Genomic DNA, 19012 nt, shown 5'->3' on the forward strand with positions numbered 1-19012 from the left:
CCAAGCGCGGGAGTGGGCTCGACGATTCAGGAGACACCGTGGCTGCCAACTGCGACGTCTGCGGCAAGGGCCCGGGCTTCGGGCACAGCATCTCGCACTCCCACATCCGCACGAAGCGCCGCTGGAACCCGAACATCCAGCGCGTGCGTGCCGTGGTCGCGGGCACCCCGAAGCGTGTCAACGTGTGCACCTCGTGCCTCAAGGCCGGCAAGGTCACGCGCCAGGCCTGATCCCCCGGCACCGGTCCGACCGGTGCCACCGCACGTCGACGACGCCCGTCGGGTCCGCCCGGCGGGCGTCGCGTCGTTCCCGGACGCGCCACCGCGGCGCGGGCCCGGCGAACCGCAAAGAATTCGTGAAGCATTCACCAACACACCTTGGCCGACCGCCCTCGGGCATGGCACGCTGAGGCCATGGCCGAGGGAGTGATGGTGCAGACCGACAACGACGTGGTGATCCGTTCCGCCGGCGTGACGGACGCGGCGAACATCGCGCGGGTGCATGTCATCTCGTGGAAGGGCGCGTACGCGAGCATCCTTCCCGCGGCATACCTCGAGTCCGTCGACCCGGCCCAGCGCGCCGCCAAGTGGGAACGGCTCCTCGCCGACGGGCGCCGAACCACGCTCGTCGCCGAGGGCGACGGGCGGCTGCTCGGCTTCGCGAGCTACGGGCCGTCGCGCGACGAGGACGCCGATGACGGCGACCTCGAGCTCTACGCTATCTACCTCGACCCCGAGGCCTGGGGGCGCGGCGTGGCCCGCGACCTCATGCGGACCGTGCTCGCCGAGGTCCCCGACGGCGTCCCCATGACCCTCTGGGTGCTCGCCCAGAACGAGCGCGCGCACCACTTCTACCGGCGGCACGGCTTCCAGCGCGACGGCGTCGAGCGCATGGACGACATCGCCGACACGCCCGTCACCGAGGTCAGGTTCCGCCGCGACCTCGGCGCCTGACCCGCTGACCCGCCCGCGGGCCTACCCGCGGAAGTGGTCCCAGCCGGGGCCCACCTCCGGCGGCGCGCCGTCGACCGTGACCCCCGGACCTCCGCCCGCCACCCGGACCGTGCCCACCGGCCGGAACTCCGCCGGCAGCGGCGCGCCGGGCGGGAACGTGGCGAGCAGGCCGTGGTCCTCGCCCCCGGACAGCACCCAGGCGAGCGCGGCGCCGGCGCCCCGGCCCAGCGCGCGCACCGCGGGGACGAGCGCCTCCCCGTCGGCGGCCAGCGCGGCAACCTCGAGATCCAGCGCGACGCCGCTCGCGGTCGCCAGTCGGCCTGCGTCGCGCAGCAGGCCGTCCGAGACGTCGAGCATCGCCGTCGCGCCCGCGACCGCCGCCGCGGGCCCGGCGGCCAGCGGCGCGGCCGGCCGCAGGTAGCCGGCCACGTACGGCGCGAGCGGCCCGGCCGCGCCCGGCGCGCCGTCCGCCGGGGCCGCCGCGCCGGAATCGAGCAGCGCCAGCCCGGCGGCGGACCGTCCCCGCACGCCGGCGTGCGCGACGACGTCTCCCGGCCTTGCCCCCGAACGGGTCACCGGATCCCGGCCCTCCAGGTCGCCGTGGGCCGCGACGGCCACGACCAGCGCGTCGCCGCCGGACAGGTCGCCGCCCACGACGGTCGCCCCGACCGGCGCGCACACGTCGGCCAGCCCGCGGGCCAGGCCCGTCACCCACGCGACCTCCACGTCACCCGGCACGACGAGGGAGACCACGAGGGCGGTCGGGACGGCGCCCATGGCGGCGACGTCCGCGAGGTTCTGCACGGCCGCCCGCACGCCGACGTCGTACCCGGACGACCAGCGGCGCCGGAAGTGCCGGTCCTGGACGAGCACGTCGGTCGTGACGACGAACCGCCCGTCCGGGGCGGCGACCACCGCCGCGTCGTCGCCCGGCCCGAGCAGGGTCGCGCGGCCGCGGGGCAGCAGCGGGAAGATCTGCGCGAGGAGCTCCGTCTCGGACAGGTCGCGCACGAGGGCGCCGGTGGCCTCGCGAGGGTCGCCGGCGTCGGTGGTGTCGGTCACGGGGACGACTGTAGGCGGTCGGGCGGCCCGTCCCGGCAGGTACCGTGGGCGCGTGCTCCGCCGCCCCGTCCCCCGCCGCGCCGCGACCGGCGTCCTCGCGGCGCTCGTCGTCGTGCCGCTCGCAGCCTGCGCGCCGACCATCGGCGCCACCCCCGCCGAGGACGCCGCGAACCCCGACTGCGCCCCGGTGATGCTCGCGCTGCCGACCACCCTCGCCGGCGACCTGCCCCAGCGGGACACGAACGCACAGGCCACCACGGCGTGGGGCGATCCCGGTGCCGCGGTGACGCTGCGCTGCGGCGTGACGCCGCCCGGGCCGTCGGCCGACTGCCAGAGCGTCGAGTCGCCGGCGGGCGCCGTGGACTGGATCGTCGAGGCGTCCGAGGAGGGCACCTGGCGGTTCACCACCTACGGGCGCGAGCCCGCCGTCGAGGTCGTGGTCCCGCCCGCCGTGACCGCCGGCCACTCCACGTCCTTCATCGGCGACCTCGCCCAGGCCGTGGGCAACGTCGAGCCCACGAAGACCTGCAGCTGACCCGGCGGACGTCGGACGCCCGTGCCACCGTGATGGCATGGAGCAGCGCCTGAGCCTCGTCACCCTGGTCGTCGCGGACCTCGCCGCCACGCGGCGCTTCTACGTAGGCGGCCTCGGCTGGGATCCCCTCCAGGAGGCCGCGGGCGAGGTGCTCATGTTCCGCGTCGGGCAGCACGTGGTGCTGTCGCTGTGGGACGAGTCGCACGCCGCCGAGGAGATCGGCCCGGTCGTGCGCGGCGGCACCCCGCCGGTGACGCTCGCGCACAACGTGGCGACGACGGCCGAGGTCGACGCGGTGCTGGACGACGCCCGGCGCGCGGGCGCGGGCACCGTCGTGCCCGCCGTCGCGCGGGAGTGGGGCGGGTACTCGGGGTACTTCACGGACCCGGACGGGTTCCTCTGGGAGGTCGCGCACGCGCCGGGAGAGCTGGGCGCGCTCGTCGTGCCCTGAACGGACCGGCGCCGGTCAGCGCAGGCCGGTGGAGCGCTGCAGCGCGAGCTGGATGAGCTCGTCCACGAGCTCGGCGTAGCTCAGCCCGGACGCCTCCCACATGCGCGGGTACATGGAGAACGGCGTGAACCCGGGCATGGTGTTGATCTCGTTCACGACCACCCGCTGGTCGGGCGTGACGAAGACGTCCACGCGGGACAGCCCCTCGGCGCCGACGGCCTCGAACGTGCGCACCGCGACGTCGCGCACCTCGTCGATGACCGCCTGCGGCAGGTCGGCCGGGCAGCGCAGGTCGACGTGGGCCTCGTCGAGGTACTTGGCCTCGAAGTCGTAGAAGGTGTGGCTGTCGTGGTCGACGACGATCTCGCCGGGCAACGACGCGCGGGGCTTCTCGCCGTCGCGCCCGCCCAGCACGGCGCACTCGACCTCGCGCCCGTCGATGCCGGCCTCGACGATCACCTTGGGGTCGTGCTCGCGGGCGGCCTCGACGGCGGCCGGCAGGTGGGCGAGGTCGTCGACGCGCGTGATGCCGAGCGACGAGCCGGCCCGGGCGGGCTTGACGAACAGCGGCAGGCCGAGCGGCCGGACGGCGGCCACGCAGGCCTCGCGGTCCCGCTCCCAGTCGGCGGGCCGGATCACGGCGTACGGCCCGACGGCCAGCCCCTGCCCGGCCAGCACCAGCTTCATGAAGTGCTTGTCCATGCCCACGGCGGACGCGAGGACGCCGGCGCCGACGTAGTGCACGTCCGCGAGCTCCAGCAGCCCCTGCACGGTGCCGTCCTCGCCGAACGGGCCGTGCAGCAGCGGGAAGACGACGTCGACCTCGCCGAGCACGCCGGGCACCTGGCCCTGCTCGAGCACGCGCAGCGTGCGCTCGCCCTGGGTCAGCGAGAGCACCACCTCGGCGCCGGAGTCGGCGGTCACCTCGGGCAGGCGGCCGTCCGCGATCTGCCAGCGCTCCGGGTCGTCGGCGGCGACCACCCAACGGCCCTCGCGCGTGATACCGACCGGCACCACGTCGTAGCGGTCGCGGTCGATCGCGCGCAGCACGCCCGCGGCGGTGGACGCGGAGATGGCGTGCTCCCCCGAGCGGCCGCCGAACAGCACGGCGACGCGCGTCTTGCGCGGGGCGCCGTCTCCCGGGGCGGGGACGACGGGGACGGAGGCGGTGGTGGCGGCGGCGTCGGACATCGCGGCCCAACCTACCGGAGGTACGCCTCTCGTCGGTCGAGCCTGTCGAGACCACCTCCGGGTCTCGACAGGCTCGACCGACGAGCGCCCGACCGACGGGCGTCAGCGGGCGCGCAGCTCCTTGCGCAGGATCTTCCCGGCCGCCGACTTCGGGACCGCGTCGACGAACTCCACCGCCCGCACCTTCTTGTACGGGGCGACGCGCTCCGCGACGAACGACTGCACGTCGTCGGCCGTCAGAGCGCTGCCGCCCGCACGCACGACGAACGCCTTCGGCACTTCCCCCGCCTCGGGGTCGGGCACGCCGATGACGGCGGCGTCGGCGATCTCGGGGTGCGACAGCAGCAGGGCCTCCAGCTCGGCGGGGGCGACCTGGTAGCCCTTGTGCTTGATGAGCTCCTTGAGCCGGTCGACGACGTGGAACACGCCGCCCGCGTCCACGGTGACGACGTCGCCCGTGTGCAGGAAGCCGTCGGGCTCCAGCGTGTCGCGGGTGGACTGCTCGTCCGCCAGGTACCCGACCATGACGTTCGGCCCGGCGCACAGCAGCTCGCCCGGCGCGCTGACGCCCTCGTCCGGCAGGGGGATCTCCTCCCCCGTCGCCGGGTCGACGACCTTCGCCAGCATGTTGGGCACGAGCAGGCCCACCGACCCTGCCGAGACGTCCGGCCGGTCGATCGGCACCACGTGCGAGACCGGCGACATCTCCGACATGCCGTAGCCCTGCAGCACCCGGGCCCCCGGCAGCCGCCCCGCGACCGCACCCGCGAGCTGCTCGTCGAACGGGGCCGCGCCGGACATCAGCATCCGCACGCCGGACAGGTCTCGGCCCGCGGCGGCCGGATGCTTGGCCAGCGCGAGGGCGATCGGAGGCGCCACGAACAGCACGGTCGCCCGGTGCTGCTCGACGACGCGCAGGTACTCGGCAAGGTCGAACCGCGGGAGCGTGACGAGCGTCGAGCGCTGGTACACCGCCCCGTTCATGAGCACCGTCATGCCGTAGATGTGGAAGAACGGCAGCACGGCGGGGATCACGTCGTCCGCGGTGAGCGGGATGTACGCCTCGGTCTGCAGCACGTTGGCGACGAGGTTGCGGTGCGTGGCATCACGCCCTTCGGCAGGCCCGTGGTGCCCGACGAGTACGGCAGCACCGCGAGGTGGGTCGCGGGGTCGAACGCGACGTCGGGCGCCGGGTGGCCGCCCGCGACGAGCTCGCCGAGCGAAGGATGGCCGTCCGCGCCGTCGAGCACGACGACGTCGTCCGCGTCGAGGCCCGCCGACGACGCGCCCGCCTCGGCGGCCGCGAGAAGCGGCGACACCGTCACCAGCGTGCGGGCACCGGAGGCGGCGAGCTGCTTGCCGACCTCCGACCCCGTCGCCAGCGCGTTGATCGATCGTGGTCACGGTGATGCCGGCGCGCAGCAGCCCGTGGAAGACGCTCACGAACGCGGGCACGTTGGGGCTGTGCAGCGCCACCACGTCCCCCACGGCGAGCCCGCGCCCGGCGAACGCCCCCGCGATCGCGTCGACCTGGGCGCGCAGCGCCCGGTAGGTGGTCTCGGCGCCGGACGGACCGTCGATCACGGCGACCCGGTCGAGGTCCGCGTCCTGCAGCGAGGCGAACAGGAAGTCGTAGAGGGAGACGTCGGGGATCCGGACGTCGGGGTGCGGGCTGCGGATGACCATCGGCGGTCCTCTCGTCCGGCACGGTCCTCGTCGACCGTGAGAGCCGCAGGATAGCCCCGGAACGGATCCGGCCGGGCGTGCGTTAATGGGTCCGTGGAAAACACGATCGAGATCCCGGTCGCCGCGGCGGAGGAATCGCCCGCGACCGACGACCCCAGTCATAGTCCCGGCCCGGTGACGCTCCCCCGTTCGGGACGAGCAGCGTCACCGGCCTCGCGGCGCAGGGCGGTGCACCCGCGGTGACCGCGTTCCTCACCCTTCTCCTCGGGCTCCTCGTGATCCTCGTGATCACCGCGGCGACGGCGTACTTCGTCGCCCAGGAGTTCGCCTACATGACGGTCGACCGCTCCCGGCTCGCCGCCCGCGCGGAGGGCGGCGACGCGACCGCGACCCGGGCGCTCGCCGTCACCCGACGCACGTCCTTCGTCCTGTCGGGCGCCCAGCTCGGCATCACCGTCACCGGCCTGTTGGTCGGCTACGTCGCGGAGCCGCTCGTCGGCGACGCGCTGGGCACGATGCTCGGCGGCGTCGGCGTCCCGACCGGGGTCGGCGTCGCCGTCGGCACGGTCGCCGCCCTGCTGCTCTCGACCCTGGTGCAGATGCTCTTCGGAGAGCTCGTCCCGAAGAACCTCGCGATCTCCCGCCCGGAGCCCACGGCGCTCCGCCTGGCCGGGTCCACGACGGCGTACCTCACCGTCTTCGGCTGGCTCATCGCCGTCTTCGACAAGGCGTCGAACCTGCTGCTGCGCGTGCTGCGCATCGAGCCGGTGCACGACGTCGAGCACTCGGCGACGGCCCGCGACCTGGAGCACATCGTCGCCGACTCCCGCACCAGCGGCGACCTGCCGGGCGACCTGTCGATGCTGCTCGACCGCATCCTCGACTTCCCGCAGCAGGACGTGGAGCACGCGATGATCCCGCGCTCGCGGGTCGGGACGGTCTCCCCGGACGTCACGGTCGGCGAGGTGCGCCGGCTCATGGTCGGCGGCCACTCCCGCTACCCAGTGGTCGACGACGCGGACCAGGCGCTCGGCGTCGTCCAGCTCTCCGACCTGCTGCGCACTCCCCTGCCCGACGCCGCGCCGGTCACCGACCTCATGCGACCCGTCACCGTGCTCCCGACGGTGATGGCGCTCCCCGACGCGCTGACCGAGCTGACCGCCACCCGCAACCAGCTCGCCGTCGTCGTGGACGAGTACGGCGGGCTCGCCGGCGTGCTGACGCTCGAGGACCTGGCCGAGGAGCTCGTCGGAGAGATCACCGACGAGCACGATCCCGCCCTGCCCGTCACGGTGACGGCCGAGGAGGACGGCGCCTGGGTGATGGGCGGCGACGTCCACCTGGACGAGGCCGAGCGCGCCATCGGGCACGACCTGCCGCGGGGCGACCACGAGACCGTGGCCGGGCTGCTCATCGCCGCCCGGGGTGCGCTCCCGCGCGCCGGCGAGACGATCGTCGTCGAGCTGCCGCCGGACCCGGCCGACCTCGTCCACGACGAGCCCACCCGGCGCCGGCTGGACGTGGACGTCATCGCCGTCGAGCGGCACGTCCCGCACCTCGTGCGCGTGCGCCTCGTCGAGCAGGACACGGCCGCCGAGGAGGGGGACCGATGAGCCACACCTGGGTCGTCCTCGTCGCGACCGTCGTCATCATCGCGCTGAGCGCGTTCTTCGTGGCCGTGGAGTTCGCCCTGCTGGGCGCCCGTCGCCACCGTCTCGAGGACGCCGCGCCGACCAGCCGCTCCGCCCGCGCCGCGCTGCGCAGCTCGTCCGAGCTGACCCTGCTGCTCGCCGGGTCGCAGCTCGGCATCACCGCCTGCACGCTGGCGCTCGGCGCCGTGACGAAGCCGGCGGTGCACCACTGGCTGACCCCCGTCCTCGAGGGCTGGGGCGTGCCCTACTGGGTGGCGGACGTCGTGGGCTTCGTGCTCGCGCTCGTCCTCGTGACGTTCCTGCACCTCGTCGTGGGCGAGATGGCTCCCAAGTCGTGGGCCATCGCGCACCCCGAGACCTCGGCGACGCTGCTGGCGCTCCCGATGCGCGGGTTCATGTGGCTCACGCGTCCGGTGCTGCGCTGGCTCAACGCGCTCGCGAACCGCTGCCTGCGGGCCGTGGGGGTCGAGCCGGTGGACCACGTCGAGGTCGGGCACGACCCGGCCACGCTGCGCCATCTCGTGGAGCACTCCGCGAACGTCGGGGCGCTCGACGCGGCGTACTCGTCGCCGATCGCCGGCGCCCTGGAGCTCGAGACGCTCACCGTGGACGCGCTGGTGCCTGCCGGCGCACGCCCCACGTGCGTGCCCGCGAGCGCCACCGCGGCCGACGTGCGTGCCGCGTCGGTGACCTCGGGGCACCTGCGCATCCTGCTCGGCTCCGGCGACGACGGCGACCGTATCGAGGGCGTCGTGCACGTGCGCGACACCCTGCTCCTGGACGACGACGCCCCGGTGGCGGACGTCGCGCGCGAGCCGTTCGTGCTCGACGCGTCGACGACGGTGCACGCCGCGCTCGCCCAGCTGCGGGCGGCGGGCGAGCAGCTCGCGCTGGTGCGCGGCGAGGGCGGGACGCTCGGCGTCGTGACCCTGGCCGACGTGCTGCGCCGGCTGCTGCCGCTGCCGGCCGCCGGCTGAGCCCTGCTCGCCGAGTTCGAGGTGAGCGTCCGAGTTCGAGGTCGGGGACCTCGAGCTCGGACGCTCCACCTCGAGCTCGCGGCGCTACCGTGGAGCCCATGCCCACCCCGTCGCCGTTCGACGCGCCCCGCCAGATCCTCACCGACGACCTGCTGACCACGATCCGCTCGCGCGCGGCCGGTTATGACCGCGAGAACTCCTTCTTCACCGACGACCTCGCGGACCTCAAGGCGGCCGGCTACCTGCAGGCGATGGTGCCCCAGCACCTCGGCGGCGCGGGGCTCACGCTGCGCGAGGCCGCCCGCGAGCAGGCCCGCCTCGCCGGCGCCGCCCCCGCGACGGCGCTGGCCGTGAACATGCACCACGTGTGGGTCGGCGTCGCCCGCTTCCTGCACGAGCGCGGCGACGACTCGCTGGACTGGCTGCTGGAGGAGACGGCGCACGGCGAGGTCTTCGGCTTCGGCTACTCCGAGGCGGGCAACGACCTGGTGCTGCTCGGCTCGCGCACCGAGGCCCGGCCGGACGGCGAGGGCGGGTACGCGTTCCACGGCACGAAGATCTTCACGTCCAACTCCCCCGGCTGGACACGGCTCGGCGTCATGGGCCTCGACGACGTCACCGACCCCGACGACCCGCGCGTCGTGCACGCGTTCGTCACCCGCGACGGCGGCGGCTTCGAGATCAAGGACGACTGGGACACGCTCGGCATGCGCGCGTCGCAGTCGTGCACCACGGTGCTCGACGGGGCGCACGCGCCCGCGGACCGGGTGCTGCGGAGGATCGCGCCGGGTCCCAGCCTCGACCCGTACGTGCTCGGCATCTTCACGTCGTTCGAGATCCTGCTCGCGTCGGTCTACCTGGGGATCGCCGACCGCGCGCTGGCGCTCGCCGTCGAGACCGTGGGCCGGCGCAGCTCGATGAAGACCGGCAAGGCGTACTCCCAGGACCCGGACATCCGGTGGCGCATCGGCACGGCGGCGCTCGCCCTGGACGGCCTGTGGCCGCAGCTCGACATGGTGGCCGGGGAGGTCGACGCGCAGGTGGACAAGGGCGCCGGGTTCTTCCGCTCGACGGCGGGGCTCAAGGTGCGGGTCACCGAGACCGCGCGCCAGGTCGTGGACGAGGCGATCCGCTGCTCCGGCGGTTCCACCTACTTCAACCGCTCCGAGCTCGGCCGCCTCTACCGCGACGTGCTGGCCGGGATCTTCCACCCGTCCGACGACGAGTCCGCGCACTCGACCGTCGCGCAGTCGGTCCTGGGCCCGCTCGACGACTGACAACGTGTCAGAGCCACCCTGGGGCGTCGTCCGGCAATGACGGCGCGGGGCGCGGACGGCGCTACGATCCGGGCCCATGACGATGCGCAGGGGCACGGTGGCGCGGTACGCCGTCGGCTCGGTCGGAACCGGCGGCTTCGCGACGCTCCCGGGCCTCGTCCTCGTCTTCTACCTGACCGACACGCTCGGCGTCGCCGCGGTCGTCGCGGGGCTCCTCGTCACGCTCGCGAAGGTCTGGGACGTGGTCGTCGACCCGCTGATCGGCGCGGCCAGCGACCGCGAGCGGGCCCGCACCGGCCGGCGACGGCGGCTCATGGTCGCCGGGGGCCTGGCGCTGCCGGTGTTCTTCGCGCTCACCTTCGCGGTGCCGTCGGGCCTCGCGCCCACCGCCGGCGCCGCCTGGGTCATGGTCGCGTTCCTCCTGGCGGCGACGGCGTTCAGCCTGTTCCAGGTCCCGTACATCGCCCTGCCCGCCGAGCTGGCGGACACCTACGACGCCCGCACCCGCCTGCTCACCGCCCGGGTCGTCGTCCTGACCGCGGCCATCCTGCTGTTCGGCGGCGGAGGGCCGGCGCTCCGCGCGCTCGGGGGCGACGACGAGCGGCTCGGGTACCTGCTGATGGCCGTCACGGCGGCGGTGGTGCTCGGGGCCGCCCTGCTCGTCGCCGCCACCGTGGAGCGGTCGGCAGGGCCGCCCGCGACGCCCCGGCCCGTCGCGCCCCGGGCCGGGCTCGCCGTCCACTACCGCGAGGGCCTCGCCCTGCTGCGCACGAGCCTGCCGTTCCGCACGCTGCTCGGCACGTTCGTGCTCCAGGCGCTCGCGACCGGCGCGATGCTCGCGGGCGCCCAGTACGTCGCCACCTGGGTGCTGCGCGACACCACCGCCGTCACGTTCCTCTTCGTGGCCCTCGTGGCGCCGGCGCTCGTCGTGACCCCGCTGTGGGGCGTGCTCGCGCGCCGGGTCGGCAAGGAGCGCGCTTTCACGGCCGCGTCCGCGCTGTTCGCGGTGGCCGCGCTCGCCCTGCTGCCCCTCGCCTGGACGCCCGGCGCGTGGGTGTACGCGCCGGTCGCGGTGGCGGGCGCCGCGTACGCGGGCATGCAGTCGCTCCCGATGGCGATGCTCCCCGACGTCATCGCGCACGACGCCCGCACGCGCGCGACCGACCGCGCGGGCGCGTTCGGTGGCGTGTGGACCGCGGGCGAGACGACGGGGATGGCGCTCGGCACCACCCTGCTCACCGTGGTGCTCGCCGCGACGGGCTACGCGGAGTCCACCGGGGCCCAGACGGTCGCCCAACCGCCCGCCGCGGTGCTCGGCATCGTCGCCGCCTTCAGCCTGCTGCCCGCCGTCCTCGTGGCGGCCAGCCTCGCCTCGCTGGCGCGCTACCCGCTGCGCCGCCAGGACATCGACCTCGGCATCGAGCCCAAGACCGCCGACCCCGGCCCGATCCCGGCCGGCGACCCCCAGGAGGCCCCGTGACCCGCCCCGCTCTCGACGCGCTGGACCTCGAGCAGGCGCCGGAGGCCGTGCTCGCGGCCCTCGCCGCGCTGCGCACCCGCGACGCGCCCACCCACGGCGGGCGGGTGCTCAGCTACGTGTACGACCCGGGCGTCCCCGAGCTCGACGAGCTCGCCGCCGGCGCGGTGCGCGCCATGCAGCCCGTCAACGGGCTCGACCCGACCACGTTCGGCTCCGTCGCGGCACTCGAGCGCGACGTCGTCGCCTTCGCGCGCGACCTGCTCGGCGGCGACGAGGACACGGTCGGCACCGTGACGAGCGGCGGCACGGAGAGCTGCCTGCTCGCCGTGCAGTCCGCCCGCGACACCTGGCTCGCGGAGCGTGGCCTGCGGCCCGGCGAGGCGCGACCCCGCCTGGTCGCGCCCGTCACGGTGCACGCCGCGTTCCACAAGGCGGCGCACCTCTACGGGCTCGAGCTGGACCTCGTGCCCGTGGCCTCGTCGGGCCCGTCGGCGGGCGCGGTCGACGCCGGCGTGCTCGGCGCCCGGCTCACCGCCGGCCCGGCCGGTGCGGCCGACGTCGCGCTCGTCGTCGTCTCCGCGCCGTCGTACCCGCACGCCGCGCTGGACCCGGTGGCCGAGGTGGCGGCCCTCGCCGCCGACGCCGGGGTTCCGGTGCACGTGGACGCCTGCATCGGCGGCTTCGCGCTGCCCTTCTGGCCCGACCTGCCCGCCTGGGACCTGCGGGTGCCGGGCGTCACGAGCCTCAGCGCGGACCTGCACAAGTACGCCTTCGCCCCCAAGGGGGCGTCGGTGCTGCTGCACCGCGATCGCGACCGGCAGCGCGCGCAGTACTTCGCCACCACCCGTTGGCCGGGCTACCCGGTGGTCAACCCGACGCTGCTCGGGTCCCGCTCGGGCGGCCCGCTCGGGGCGGCGTGGGCGATCCTCCGGGCGCTCGGTCGGGACGGTCTGGCGACGCTCGCCGGCCGCGCCCGCAGGGCCACCCTCGCGCTCGGCGACGCGGTGTCCGGCATCGAGGGCCTGCGGGTCGTGGGCGTACCGGCCGGCCCGCTGCTCGCCGTCGCGACGGACGAGGAGGCCGCCGCCGACCGGCGCGTGGACCCGCACCTGTGGGCCGACGCCGTCGCCGCGCACGGCTGGACCCTCCAGGCCCAGCCGGGGCTGACCCAGGGCGACGGCACCCGCCTTCCCCACACCACCCACCTCACCGTCACGCCCGTCACCGAGGGCGTGCTGGAGGATCTGGTGCCCGTGCTCGCCGCCGCCGCGGACAAGGTGCGGGGCCGGCCCCGCCCCGACGCCACGGCGCTCCTGGGGGCGCTGCCGCCACTGGACGGGGGCGCTCGGCCCGGCGCCGGGCTCGACTCCGCCGCGGCGGCCGCGCTCCTGGACGCGATCGGGCTCGGCGCGGTCGGCGAGGAGGGACCCGACGCGGGGCCCGGGGTGGGGCCGATGGCGCCGCTGCTCGCCCTGGTCGAGGCGCTGCCCGCCCCGTTCGTGGAGCGTCTGCTGGTCGAGCTGCTGGCCCGGCTGGTGGAGCCGCGCGCCGCCTGACCACGCCCGATCCGTTCGGCAGGAGGTACGTCGGTTCGGCAGGGACTTCTGCCGACCTGACTCACCGTCTGCCGAACAGATCCACGCGCTGCGCGCACGCCGTCGTACCCTGCGCAGCATGACGCACGACCCGCACGGCACCCTGTCCCCCGCCACCCTGGCCGTCACCGCCGGACGCCCCCCGCGGACGCAGGGCGGGCCCGTCAACGCGCCGATCGTGCTCAGCTCGACGTACGTGAACCAGGGCGTCTCCGCACCCGGCGAGCTGCTGTACACGCGGATGGACACCGAGACCTGGCACCCGTTCGAGGAGGCCCTGGCGGCGCTGGAGGGCGCCCCGCACGGCGTCGTCTTCGGCTCCGGGATGGCCGCGGTGATCGCGGCGATCGGGCACGTGCCCGAGCAGGGCGTCGTCGTCGCGCCGCGGCACGCGTACCAGGTGTCGCTCGGCTACCTCGACGACCTCGCCGCCAAGCGCGGCGTCGAGGTGCGCCGCGTCGACATCGCGGACACCGACCAGGTCGTCGCCGCCCTCGACGGCGCCCACGTGCTGCTCGCCGAGTCGCCCACGAACCCGATGCTCGAGGTGGCCGACCTGCCCGCGATCCTCGCCGCCGCCCGCGAGCGCGGCGTGCGGTCCGTCGTCGACAACACGTTCGCGACGCCGCTCGGCCAGCGCCCCCTCGACCTCGGCGCGGACGTCGTGGTCCACTCCGTGACGAAGTACCTCGCCGGGCACTCCGACGTCGTGCTCGGCGCCGCCGTCACGCGGGACGACGAGCTGGCAGCCGGGCTGCGCGCCTACCGCACCCTGCACGGCGCGATCCCCGGCCCGATGGAGGTCTGGCTCGCCCTGCGCGGCCTGCGCACCCTGCACCTGCGGGTGGAGCGGGCGAACGCCAACGCGGCCGAGCTCGCCCGCCGCCTCGCCGACCACCGGGCCGTCGCGCAGGTGCGCCACCCCTCCCTGCCCGGCGACCCGGGGCACGAGCGGGCGGCACAGCTCATGAACGGCTACGGCGCGGTGCTCGGTCTGCGGCCGCACGGCGGCGCCGCCGCGGCGGACGCCGTCGTGGCCGCGGTGCGCCTGTGGCTCCCCGCCACGTCGCTGGGCGGCGTGGAGTCCATGCTGGAGCGGCGCCGTCGCTTCGCCACGGAGTCGCCGACCGTGCCCGAGGACCTGCTGCGCCTGTCCGTGGGCGTCGAGGACGTCGAGGACCTCTGGGCCGACCTGGCACGCGCGCTCGACAGCCTCTGAGCACTACGGCCGGAGCCGCGCGGCCGGGCCGGACGACCGGCGCCGGGCGTCAGGTCCAGACGCCCTCGGCCTTCTGGGGGCGCGACAGCAGCCCGCGCGCCATCTCTTCGACCGGCATGCCGTCGTAGAGCACGGACACCACGCCGCGGGTGATCGGCATGTCGACGCCGTGCTTGCCCGCGAGGTCCAGCACCGACCGGCAGGACTTCGCGCCCTCCGCCGTGGTGCCCGTCGCCGCGAGCGCCTCCTCGAGCGACATGCCCTCGCCGACGTGCCGGCCCAGCGTGTGGTTGCGCGACAGCGGCGACATGCACGTCGCCACGAGGTCGCCCATGCCCGCGAGCCCCGAGAACGTCCCGGCGTCGGCGCCGAGCGCCAGGCCCAGCCGGGTGATCTCCACGAGCCCGCGAGTGATGACGGTGGCGGTGGTGTTCGACCCGAAGCCGCGGCCCTGCGCCATCCCGACCGCGAGCGCGATGACGTTCTTCACGGCGCCGCACAGCTCCACCCCGACGACGTCCGCGTTGGTGTACGGGCGGAAGTACGGGTTGCCGCACGCCTCCGCCACGAACCGCGCCGTCCCGGGGTCGGTGCACGCCACCACGGTCGCCGTGGGCTGCCGCGCCGCGATCTCCAGGGCCAGGTTCGGGCCGGAGACCACGGCGACCCGGCCCGCGGGGACGTCGAGCGCCTCGGCGATGACCTGGCTCATGCGCTCGTCGGTGCTGAGCTCCACGCCCTTCATCAGCGAGACGACCACGGCGTCGGGTTCCACGAGGTCGCGCATGCCGCGCAGCGTCGCGCGAGCGACCTGGGAGGGGACGGCAACGACGACGAGCTGGGCGCCGGCCAGCGCCTCGGCGGCGTCGGTGGTGGCGGTCATCGCCGGCAGCTCGACGCCCGGCAGGTACTTCTCGTTGCGGCGCTCACCGGCGACCTGCGCGGCGACGGCCTCGTCCCGGCCCCACAGCCGCACCTCGCACCCGGCGTCGGCCAGGACCATCGCGAACGTGGTGCCCCACGAGCCGGAACCGAGGACGGCGGCCCGGATCGCCGTCCCGGCGCTCGGCGAGGTCGGTGCGGTGGTCGGGTTCGTCACGGGCGCTCCACGGGCGGGTAGGTCGTGCGCTTGGCCTCGTACTCGGGGTGCTTGCGCAGGTCGAACCGCGCCGCGGGGGCCTGCTCCGCGCGGATCTGGGCGAGCTGGGCCGTGATCGCGTCCATGACCCGGTTCGTGGCCTCGCGCAGCACCTGGGTGTCGAGGGGGCGGTCGTACAGGTCGGACAGGTCGACGGGCGGGCCGGCGACGATCGTCACCCGCTTGCGCGGGAACGGCCGAGGCAGCCTGCCGTACCGCGGCAGGACCCGGTGCGCGCCCCACTGGGCGACCGGCACCACGGGCAGGCGGCTCGTGAGCGCCATCCGCGCCAGGCCGGTCTTGCCCTCCATGGGCCACAGGTCGGGGTCCCGCGTCAGCGTGCCCTCCGGCAGCACCGTCACGCAGGCGCCGTCGCCGAGCTGCTCGGCGGCGGCCTCGAGCGACCGGGCGGCGGCCGCGGTGCCCCGGTCGACGGGGATCATGCGGGTGGCCCGCAGCACCGAACCCACCAGCGGCGCGGTGAACAGCCCGCGCTTCGCCAGGATCCGCGGCTCGAAGCCGTGGTCGAACAGGTAGTGCGCCAGCGTGACCGCGTCGAGCTCGGTGACGTGGTTCGCGGCGGCGATGAACCCGCCGGTGCGGGGCAGGTTCTCCGCGCCGCCGTCCCAGTCGTAGCGGACCAGCGCGAACATCAGCGGCCGCACCACCCGTGCGACGGCACGGTAGGCACGGGACTCGGGTCGGGCGATCGGCACGGGGCCAGAGCCTACCCGTCGCCGCCGCCGTCCCGCGTGGGCGGGACGACGGCGGCGCGACGGCGCATGGCGTCAGCCGGGTTCGTCGGCGACCGGGGCTGGAGTCTCAGTCGCGGGAGACGTCGGCGCCGAGGGAGACCAGCTTGTCCTGGAACGACTCGTAGCCGCGGTCGATGAGGCTGATCCCCCGCACCGTGGAGGTGCCCTTGGCCGCGAGCGCCGCGATGAGGTGCGAGAAGCCGCCGCGCAGGTCCGGCACCTCGATGTCGGCCGCGGACAGCGGCGTCGGGCCGGACACGACGGCGGAGTGGTGGAAGTTGCGCTGGCCGAAGCGGCAGTCGCGCCCGCCGAGGCACTCCTTGTACACCTGGATCGAGGCGCCCATCTTGCGCAGGGCGTCGGTGAACCCGAAGCGGTTCTCGTAGACGGTCTCGTGCACGATCGACACGCCCGTGGCCTGCGTGAGCGCGACGACCAGCGGCTGCTGCCAGTCGGTCATGAAGCCGGGGTGCACGTCGGTCTCGAGCACGATCGAGCGCAGGTCGCCGCCCGGGTGCCAGAACCGGATGCCGTCCTCCTGGACGTCGAACTGGCCGCCGACCTTACGGAACGTGTTGAGGAAGGTCATCATCTCGGGCTGCGTGGCGCCCTTGATCGTCACGTCGCCGCCGGTGGCGAGCGCCGCCGACGCCCACGACGCCGTCTCGATGCGGTCGCCGAGCGCGGTGTGCTGGTAGCCCTCCAGGCGGTCGACGCCCTCGATGCGGATCACGCGGTCGGTGTCGACCGAGATGATCGCGCCCATCTTCTGCAGGACGGCGATGAGGTCCATGATCTCGGGCTCGATCGCGGCGCCCGTGAGCTCCGTGATGCCCTCGGCGCGCACCGCCGTGAGCAGCAGCTGCTCGGTCGCGCCGACCGACGGGAACGGCAGGGCGATCTTGGTGCCCTGCAGGCGGCGGGGGGCGCGCAGCTGGATGCCGTTGGGCATCTTGTCCACGACGGCGCCGAACTGCCGCAGGATGTCGAGGTGGTAGTTGATCGGCCGGTCGCCGATCCGGCAGCCGCCCAGGTCCGGGATGAACGCCTCGCCGAGCCGGTGCAGCAGCGGCCCGCAGAACAGGATCGGGATGCGGCTCGAGCCCGCGTGGGCGTCGATGTCGGCCACGTGCGCCGACTCGACGTTCGACGGGTCGAGGTCGAGGATGCCGGCGTCGGGGTCGGACTTGACCGTGACCCCGTGCAGCTCGAGCAGCCCCGTCACGACCCCGACGTCACGGATCTGCGGGACGTTCCGCAGCACGCTGGCCGACTCCCCGAGCAGGGAGGCCACCATCGCCTTGGAGACGAAGTTCTTCGCGCCGCGCACGGTGATGGTGCCCTCGAGCGGTGTCCCGCCGTTCACGTACAGCAGATCGTTCATGTCCTCGCGTCGTCCCGTCGTACGGATGCAGTGTCCTGGCGTCGTCCTGGCGTCGTCCCGGTCCCGGGCGCCCGCCGCGCGACGCTCCCCCGGGGACCGTCGCGGCGCCGTCGATCCTGCCCCGCGTGACCCGGTGGTGCCAACACGCGCCGCCACCCGAGTATTCACGTTCACCACACCTTCACGCCCCTCGCACCCGGCGGACGGCAGACACGCGGACCAAATTCTGAGACGAGTGCCCATCATGCGGACTGGTTGCCCTAGGCTCCCCGGCCATGACCACCGCAGTCTCCCCCGGCGCCGCGCACACCGCCGCACCGGCGAACTCCCGCGGCCGCGTGATCGTGGCGTCCCTCATCGGGACCTCGATCGAGTTCTACGACTTCTACGCGTACGCCACCGCCGCCTCGCTCGTCTTCCCCGCGCTCTTCTTCCCGAACCAGGACGGCACGACGGCGCTCCTCGCGTCGTTCGCCGCCTTCGGTGTGGCGTTCGTCGCCCGCCCGCTCGGCTCGGTGCTGTTCGGGCACTTCGGCGACCGGGTCGGTCGCAAGACGACGCTCGTCGCCTCGCTGCTGACGATGGGCATCGCCACGGTGGTCATCGGCGTCATCCCGGCCGCCACCAACCCCGGCTGGGCGGTCCTGGCGCCCGTCGTGCTCGTGCTGTGCCGGTTCTGCCAGGGCCTCGGCCTGGGCGGCGAGTGGAGCGGCGCGGCCCTCCTCGCCACCGAGAACGCCCCGGAGGGCAAGCGCGCGATCTGGGGCACGTTCCCGCAGCTCGGCGCCCCCATCGGCTTCATCCTCGCCAACCTGGTCTTCATCGGGCTGTCGAGCAGCCTCACCGCCGAGCAGTTCCAGTCCTGGGGCTGGCGCGTGCCGTTCCTGGCCAGCGCCGTGCTGGTGATCATCGGCCTGTGGGTGCGCCTCAAGCTCATCGAGACGCCGGCGTTCCAGAAGGTGGTCGAGGCGGACGCCGTCGCCAAGGTGCCCGTGGCCCGCGTCTTCCGCACGTCGTGGCGCAAGATCGTCTCGGGCACGTTCATCATGCTCGCGACGTACGCGCTCTTCTACCTGATGACCACGTTCACGCTGAACTACGGCATCGCGGCCACCGACGCCTCTCCCGCAGGCCTCGGCTACGAGAAGATCGACTTCCTGTGGATGCTCATCGTCGGCGTCGTGTTCTTCGGCATCTTCACGCTGGTCTCCGGCCCCCTCGCCGAGCGCTACGGGCGCCGGGCGCACCTGCTCGTCGTGACGGCCGCGATCGCCGTCTTCGGCCTGCTGTTCGTGCCCCTGTTCGCGTCGGGCACGATCGGCGTGATGACGCTGCTCATCCTGGGCTTCACGCTCATGGGCCTGACGTTCGGCCCGATGGCGGCGATGCTGCCCGAGCTCTTCCCCGCCAACGTGCGGTACACCGGCTCCGCGGTGGCGTACAACCTGTCGTCCATCCTCGGCGCCGCCGTCGCGCCGTTCGTCGCCGTCTGGCTGTGGGACGCCGCCGACTCGCCCGTGCTCGTGGGCGTCTACCTCGCGGCCATGGCCGCCATCACGTTCGTCGCGCTGCTCTTCGAGCGTGAGACCAAGGACGTCGACTTCACCGACGACATCGGCAGCTGACGTCGACGCCGGTCGAGCCTGTCGCGACCGTG

At 74.5% G+C, this 19012-nt stretch carries 17 protein-coding genes; 11 read left to right on the forward strand and 6 right to left on the reverse strand.

Features of this window, described 5'->3' with window-relative positions:
* The first annotated feature begins 38 nt into the window (after nucleotides 1-38).
* The gene (gene rpmB, locus ABD254_RS00200) at nucleotides 39-230 is read left to right on the forward strand and encodes a 50S ribosomal protein L28 (RefSeq protein ID WP_069984843.1); all 192 of its coding nucleotides are present in this window, start codon (nucleotides 39-41) and stop codon (nucleotides 228-230) included.
* A gap of 183 nt (nucleotides 231-413) precedes the next feature.
* Complete coding sequence (locus ABD254_RS00205; RefSeq protein WP_344244451.1) at nucleotides 414-953, forward strand: GNAT family N-acetyltransferase; 540 nt, start codon at nucleotides 414-416, stop codon at nucleotides 951-953.
* A gap of 21 nt (nucleotides 954-974) precedes the next feature.
* On the opposite strand, the gene ABD254_RS00210 is transcribed toward ABD254_RS00205, so the two are convergent.
* Nucleotides 975-2015 (reverse strand): thiamine-phosphate kinase, encoded by a 1041-nt coding sequence (locus ABD254_RS00210; protein WP_344244453.1) that lies wholly within the window; start codon nucleotides 2013-2015, stop codon nucleotides 975-977.
* A 52-nt stretch (nucleotides 2016-2067) separates the two neighbouring features.
* Here ABD254_RS00210 and ABD254_RS00215 point away from each other — a divergent pair, with 52 nt between their 5' ends.
* Both ABD254_RS00215 and ABD254_RS00220 read left to right on the forward strand, forming a co-directional pair.
* Nucleotides 2068-2550 (forward strand): DUF3515 family protein, encoded by a 483-nt coding sequence (locus tag ABD254_RS00215; RefSeq protein ID WP_344244455.1) that lies wholly within the window; start codon nucleotides 2068-2070, stop codon nucleotides 2548-2550.
* A gap of 37 nt (nucleotides 2551-2587) precedes the next feature.
* Nucleotides 2588-3001, forward strand: coding sequence for a VOC family protein (locus ABD254_RS00220; RefSeq protein ID WP_344244457.1), 414 nt, complete (start codon nucleotides 2588-2590; stop codon nucleotides 2999-3001).
* Nucleotides 3002-3016: 15 nt separating this feature from the next.
* On the opposite strand, the gene ABD254_RS00225 is transcribed toward ABD254_RS00220, so the two are convergent.
* Nucleotides 3017-4192 carry a D-alanine--D-alanine ligase family protein gene (locus tag ABD254_RS00225; protein WP_344244459.1) on the reverse strand — a complete coding sequence of 392 codons (1176 nt, stop codon included), beginning with the start codon at nucleotides 4190-4192 and terminating at the stop codon, nucleotides 3017-3019.
* Between the two features lie 102 nt (nucleotides 4193-4294).
* Nucleotides 4295-5878 carry an AMP-binding protein gene (locus ABD254_RS21405; protein ID WP_425553587.1) on the reverse strand — a complete coding sequence of 528 codons (1584 nt, stop codon included), beginning with the start codon at nucleotides 5876-5878 and terminating at the stop codon, nucleotides 4295-4297.
* Between the two features lie 239 nt (nucleotides 5879-6117).
* On the opposite strand from ABD254_RS21405, the gene ABD254_RS00250 reads away from it, so the two are divergent.
* The 6 genes from ABD254_RS00250 to ABD254_RS00275 all read left to right on the forward strand — a co-directional run bounded on the left by ABD254_RS00250 (nucleotide 6118) and on the right by ABD254_RS00275 (nucleotide 14078).
* A complete protein-coding gene (locus ABD254_RS00250; RefSeq protein ID WP_344244461.1) occupies nucleotides 6118-7491 on the forward strand; it encodes a hemolysin family protein in 1374 nt (457 codons plus the stop codon).
* Nucleotides 7488-8507 carry a hemolysin family protein gene (locus ABD254_RS00255; protein ID WP_344244463.1) on the forward strand — a complete coding sequence of 340 codons (1020 nt, stop codon included), beginning with the start codon at nucleotides 7488-7490 and terminating at the stop codon, nucleotides 8505-8507. Before ABD254_RS00250 ends, ABD254_RS00255 begins: the two co-directional genes overlap by 4 nt.
* 98 nt (nucleotides 8508-8605) lie before the next feature.
* On the forward strand, nucleotides 8606-9784 hold the full coding sequence (locus tag ABD254_RS00260; RefSeq protein WP_344244465.1) for an acyl-CoA dehydrogenase family protein: 1179 nt from the start codon (nucleotides 8606-8608) through the stop codon (nucleotides 9782-9784).
* A 76-nt stretch (nucleotides 9785-9860) separates the two neighbouring features.
* Nucleotides 9861-11264 (forward strand): MFS transporter, encoded by a 1404-nt coding sequence (locus tag ABD254_RS00265; protein ID WP_344244467.1) that lies wholly within the window; start codon nucleotides 9861-9863, stop codon nucleotides 11262-11264.
* Entirely contained in the window at nucleotides 11261-12820 is a 1560-nt protein-coding gene (locus tag ABD254_RS00270) for a pyridoxal phosphate-dependent decarboxylase family protein (RefSeq protein ID WP_344244469.1), read from the forward strand. The genes ABD254_RS00265 and ABD254_RS00270 overlap by 4 nt, the downstream gene beginning before the upstream one ends.
* Before the next feature lie 118 nt (nucleotides 12821-12938).
* Nucleotides 12939-14078 (forward strand): trans-sulfuration enzyme family protein, encoded by a 1140-nt coding sequence (locus ABD254_RS00275; RefSeq protein WP_344244471.1) that lies wholly within the window; start codon nucleotides 12939-12941, stop codon nucleotides 14076-14078.
* Nucleotides 14079-14127: 49 nt separating this feature from the next.
* Here the strand turns inward: ABD254_RS00275 and ABD254_RS00280 are convergent, their stop codons facing one another.
* The 3 genes from ABD254_RS00280 to murA form a co-directional block, all read right to left on the reverse strand.
* On the reverse strand, nucleotides 14128-15177 hold the full coding sequence (locus ABD254_RS00280; RefSeq protein WP_344244473.1) for an NAD(P)H-dependent glycerol-3-phosphate dehydrogenase: 1050 nt from the start codon (nucleotides 15175-15177) through the stop codon (nucleotides 14128-14130).
* A complete protein-coding gene (locus tag ABD254_RS00285; protein WP_344244475.1) occupies nucleotides 15174-15932 on the reverse strand; it encodes a lysophospholipid acyltransferase family protein in 759 nt (252 codons plus the stop codon). The genes ABD254_RS00280 and ABD254_RS00285 overlap by 4 nt, the downstream gene beginning before the upstream one ends.
* A 106-nt stretch (nucleotides 15933-16038) precedes the next feature.
* The gene (murA, locus tag ABD254_RS00290; protein WP_344244477.1) at nucleotides 16039-17355 is read right to left on the reverse strand and encodes a UDP-N-acetylglucosamine 1-carboxyvinyltransferase; all 1317 of its coding nucleotides are present in this window, start codon (nucleotides 17353-17355) and stop codon (nucleotides 16039-16041) included.
* A 275-nt stretch (nucleotides 17356-17630) separates the two neighbouring features.
* Here murA and ABD254_RS00295 point away from each other — a divergent pair, with 275 nt between their 5' ends.
* Nucleotides 17631-18980 carry an MFS transporter gene (locus tag ABD254_RS00295; protein WP_344244479.1) on the forward strand — a complete coding sequence of 450 codons (1350 nt, stop codon included), beginning with the start codon at nucleotides 17631-17633 and terminating at the stop codon, nucleotides 18978-18980.
* Nucleotides 18981-19012: the final 32 nt, after the last annotated feature.

Origin of the sequence: Isoptericola hypogeus (assembly GCF_039531145.1) — a bacterium.
Lineage (GTDB): Bacteria > Actinomycetota > Actinomycetes > Actinomycetales > Cellulomonadaceae > Isoptericola > Isoptericola hypogeus.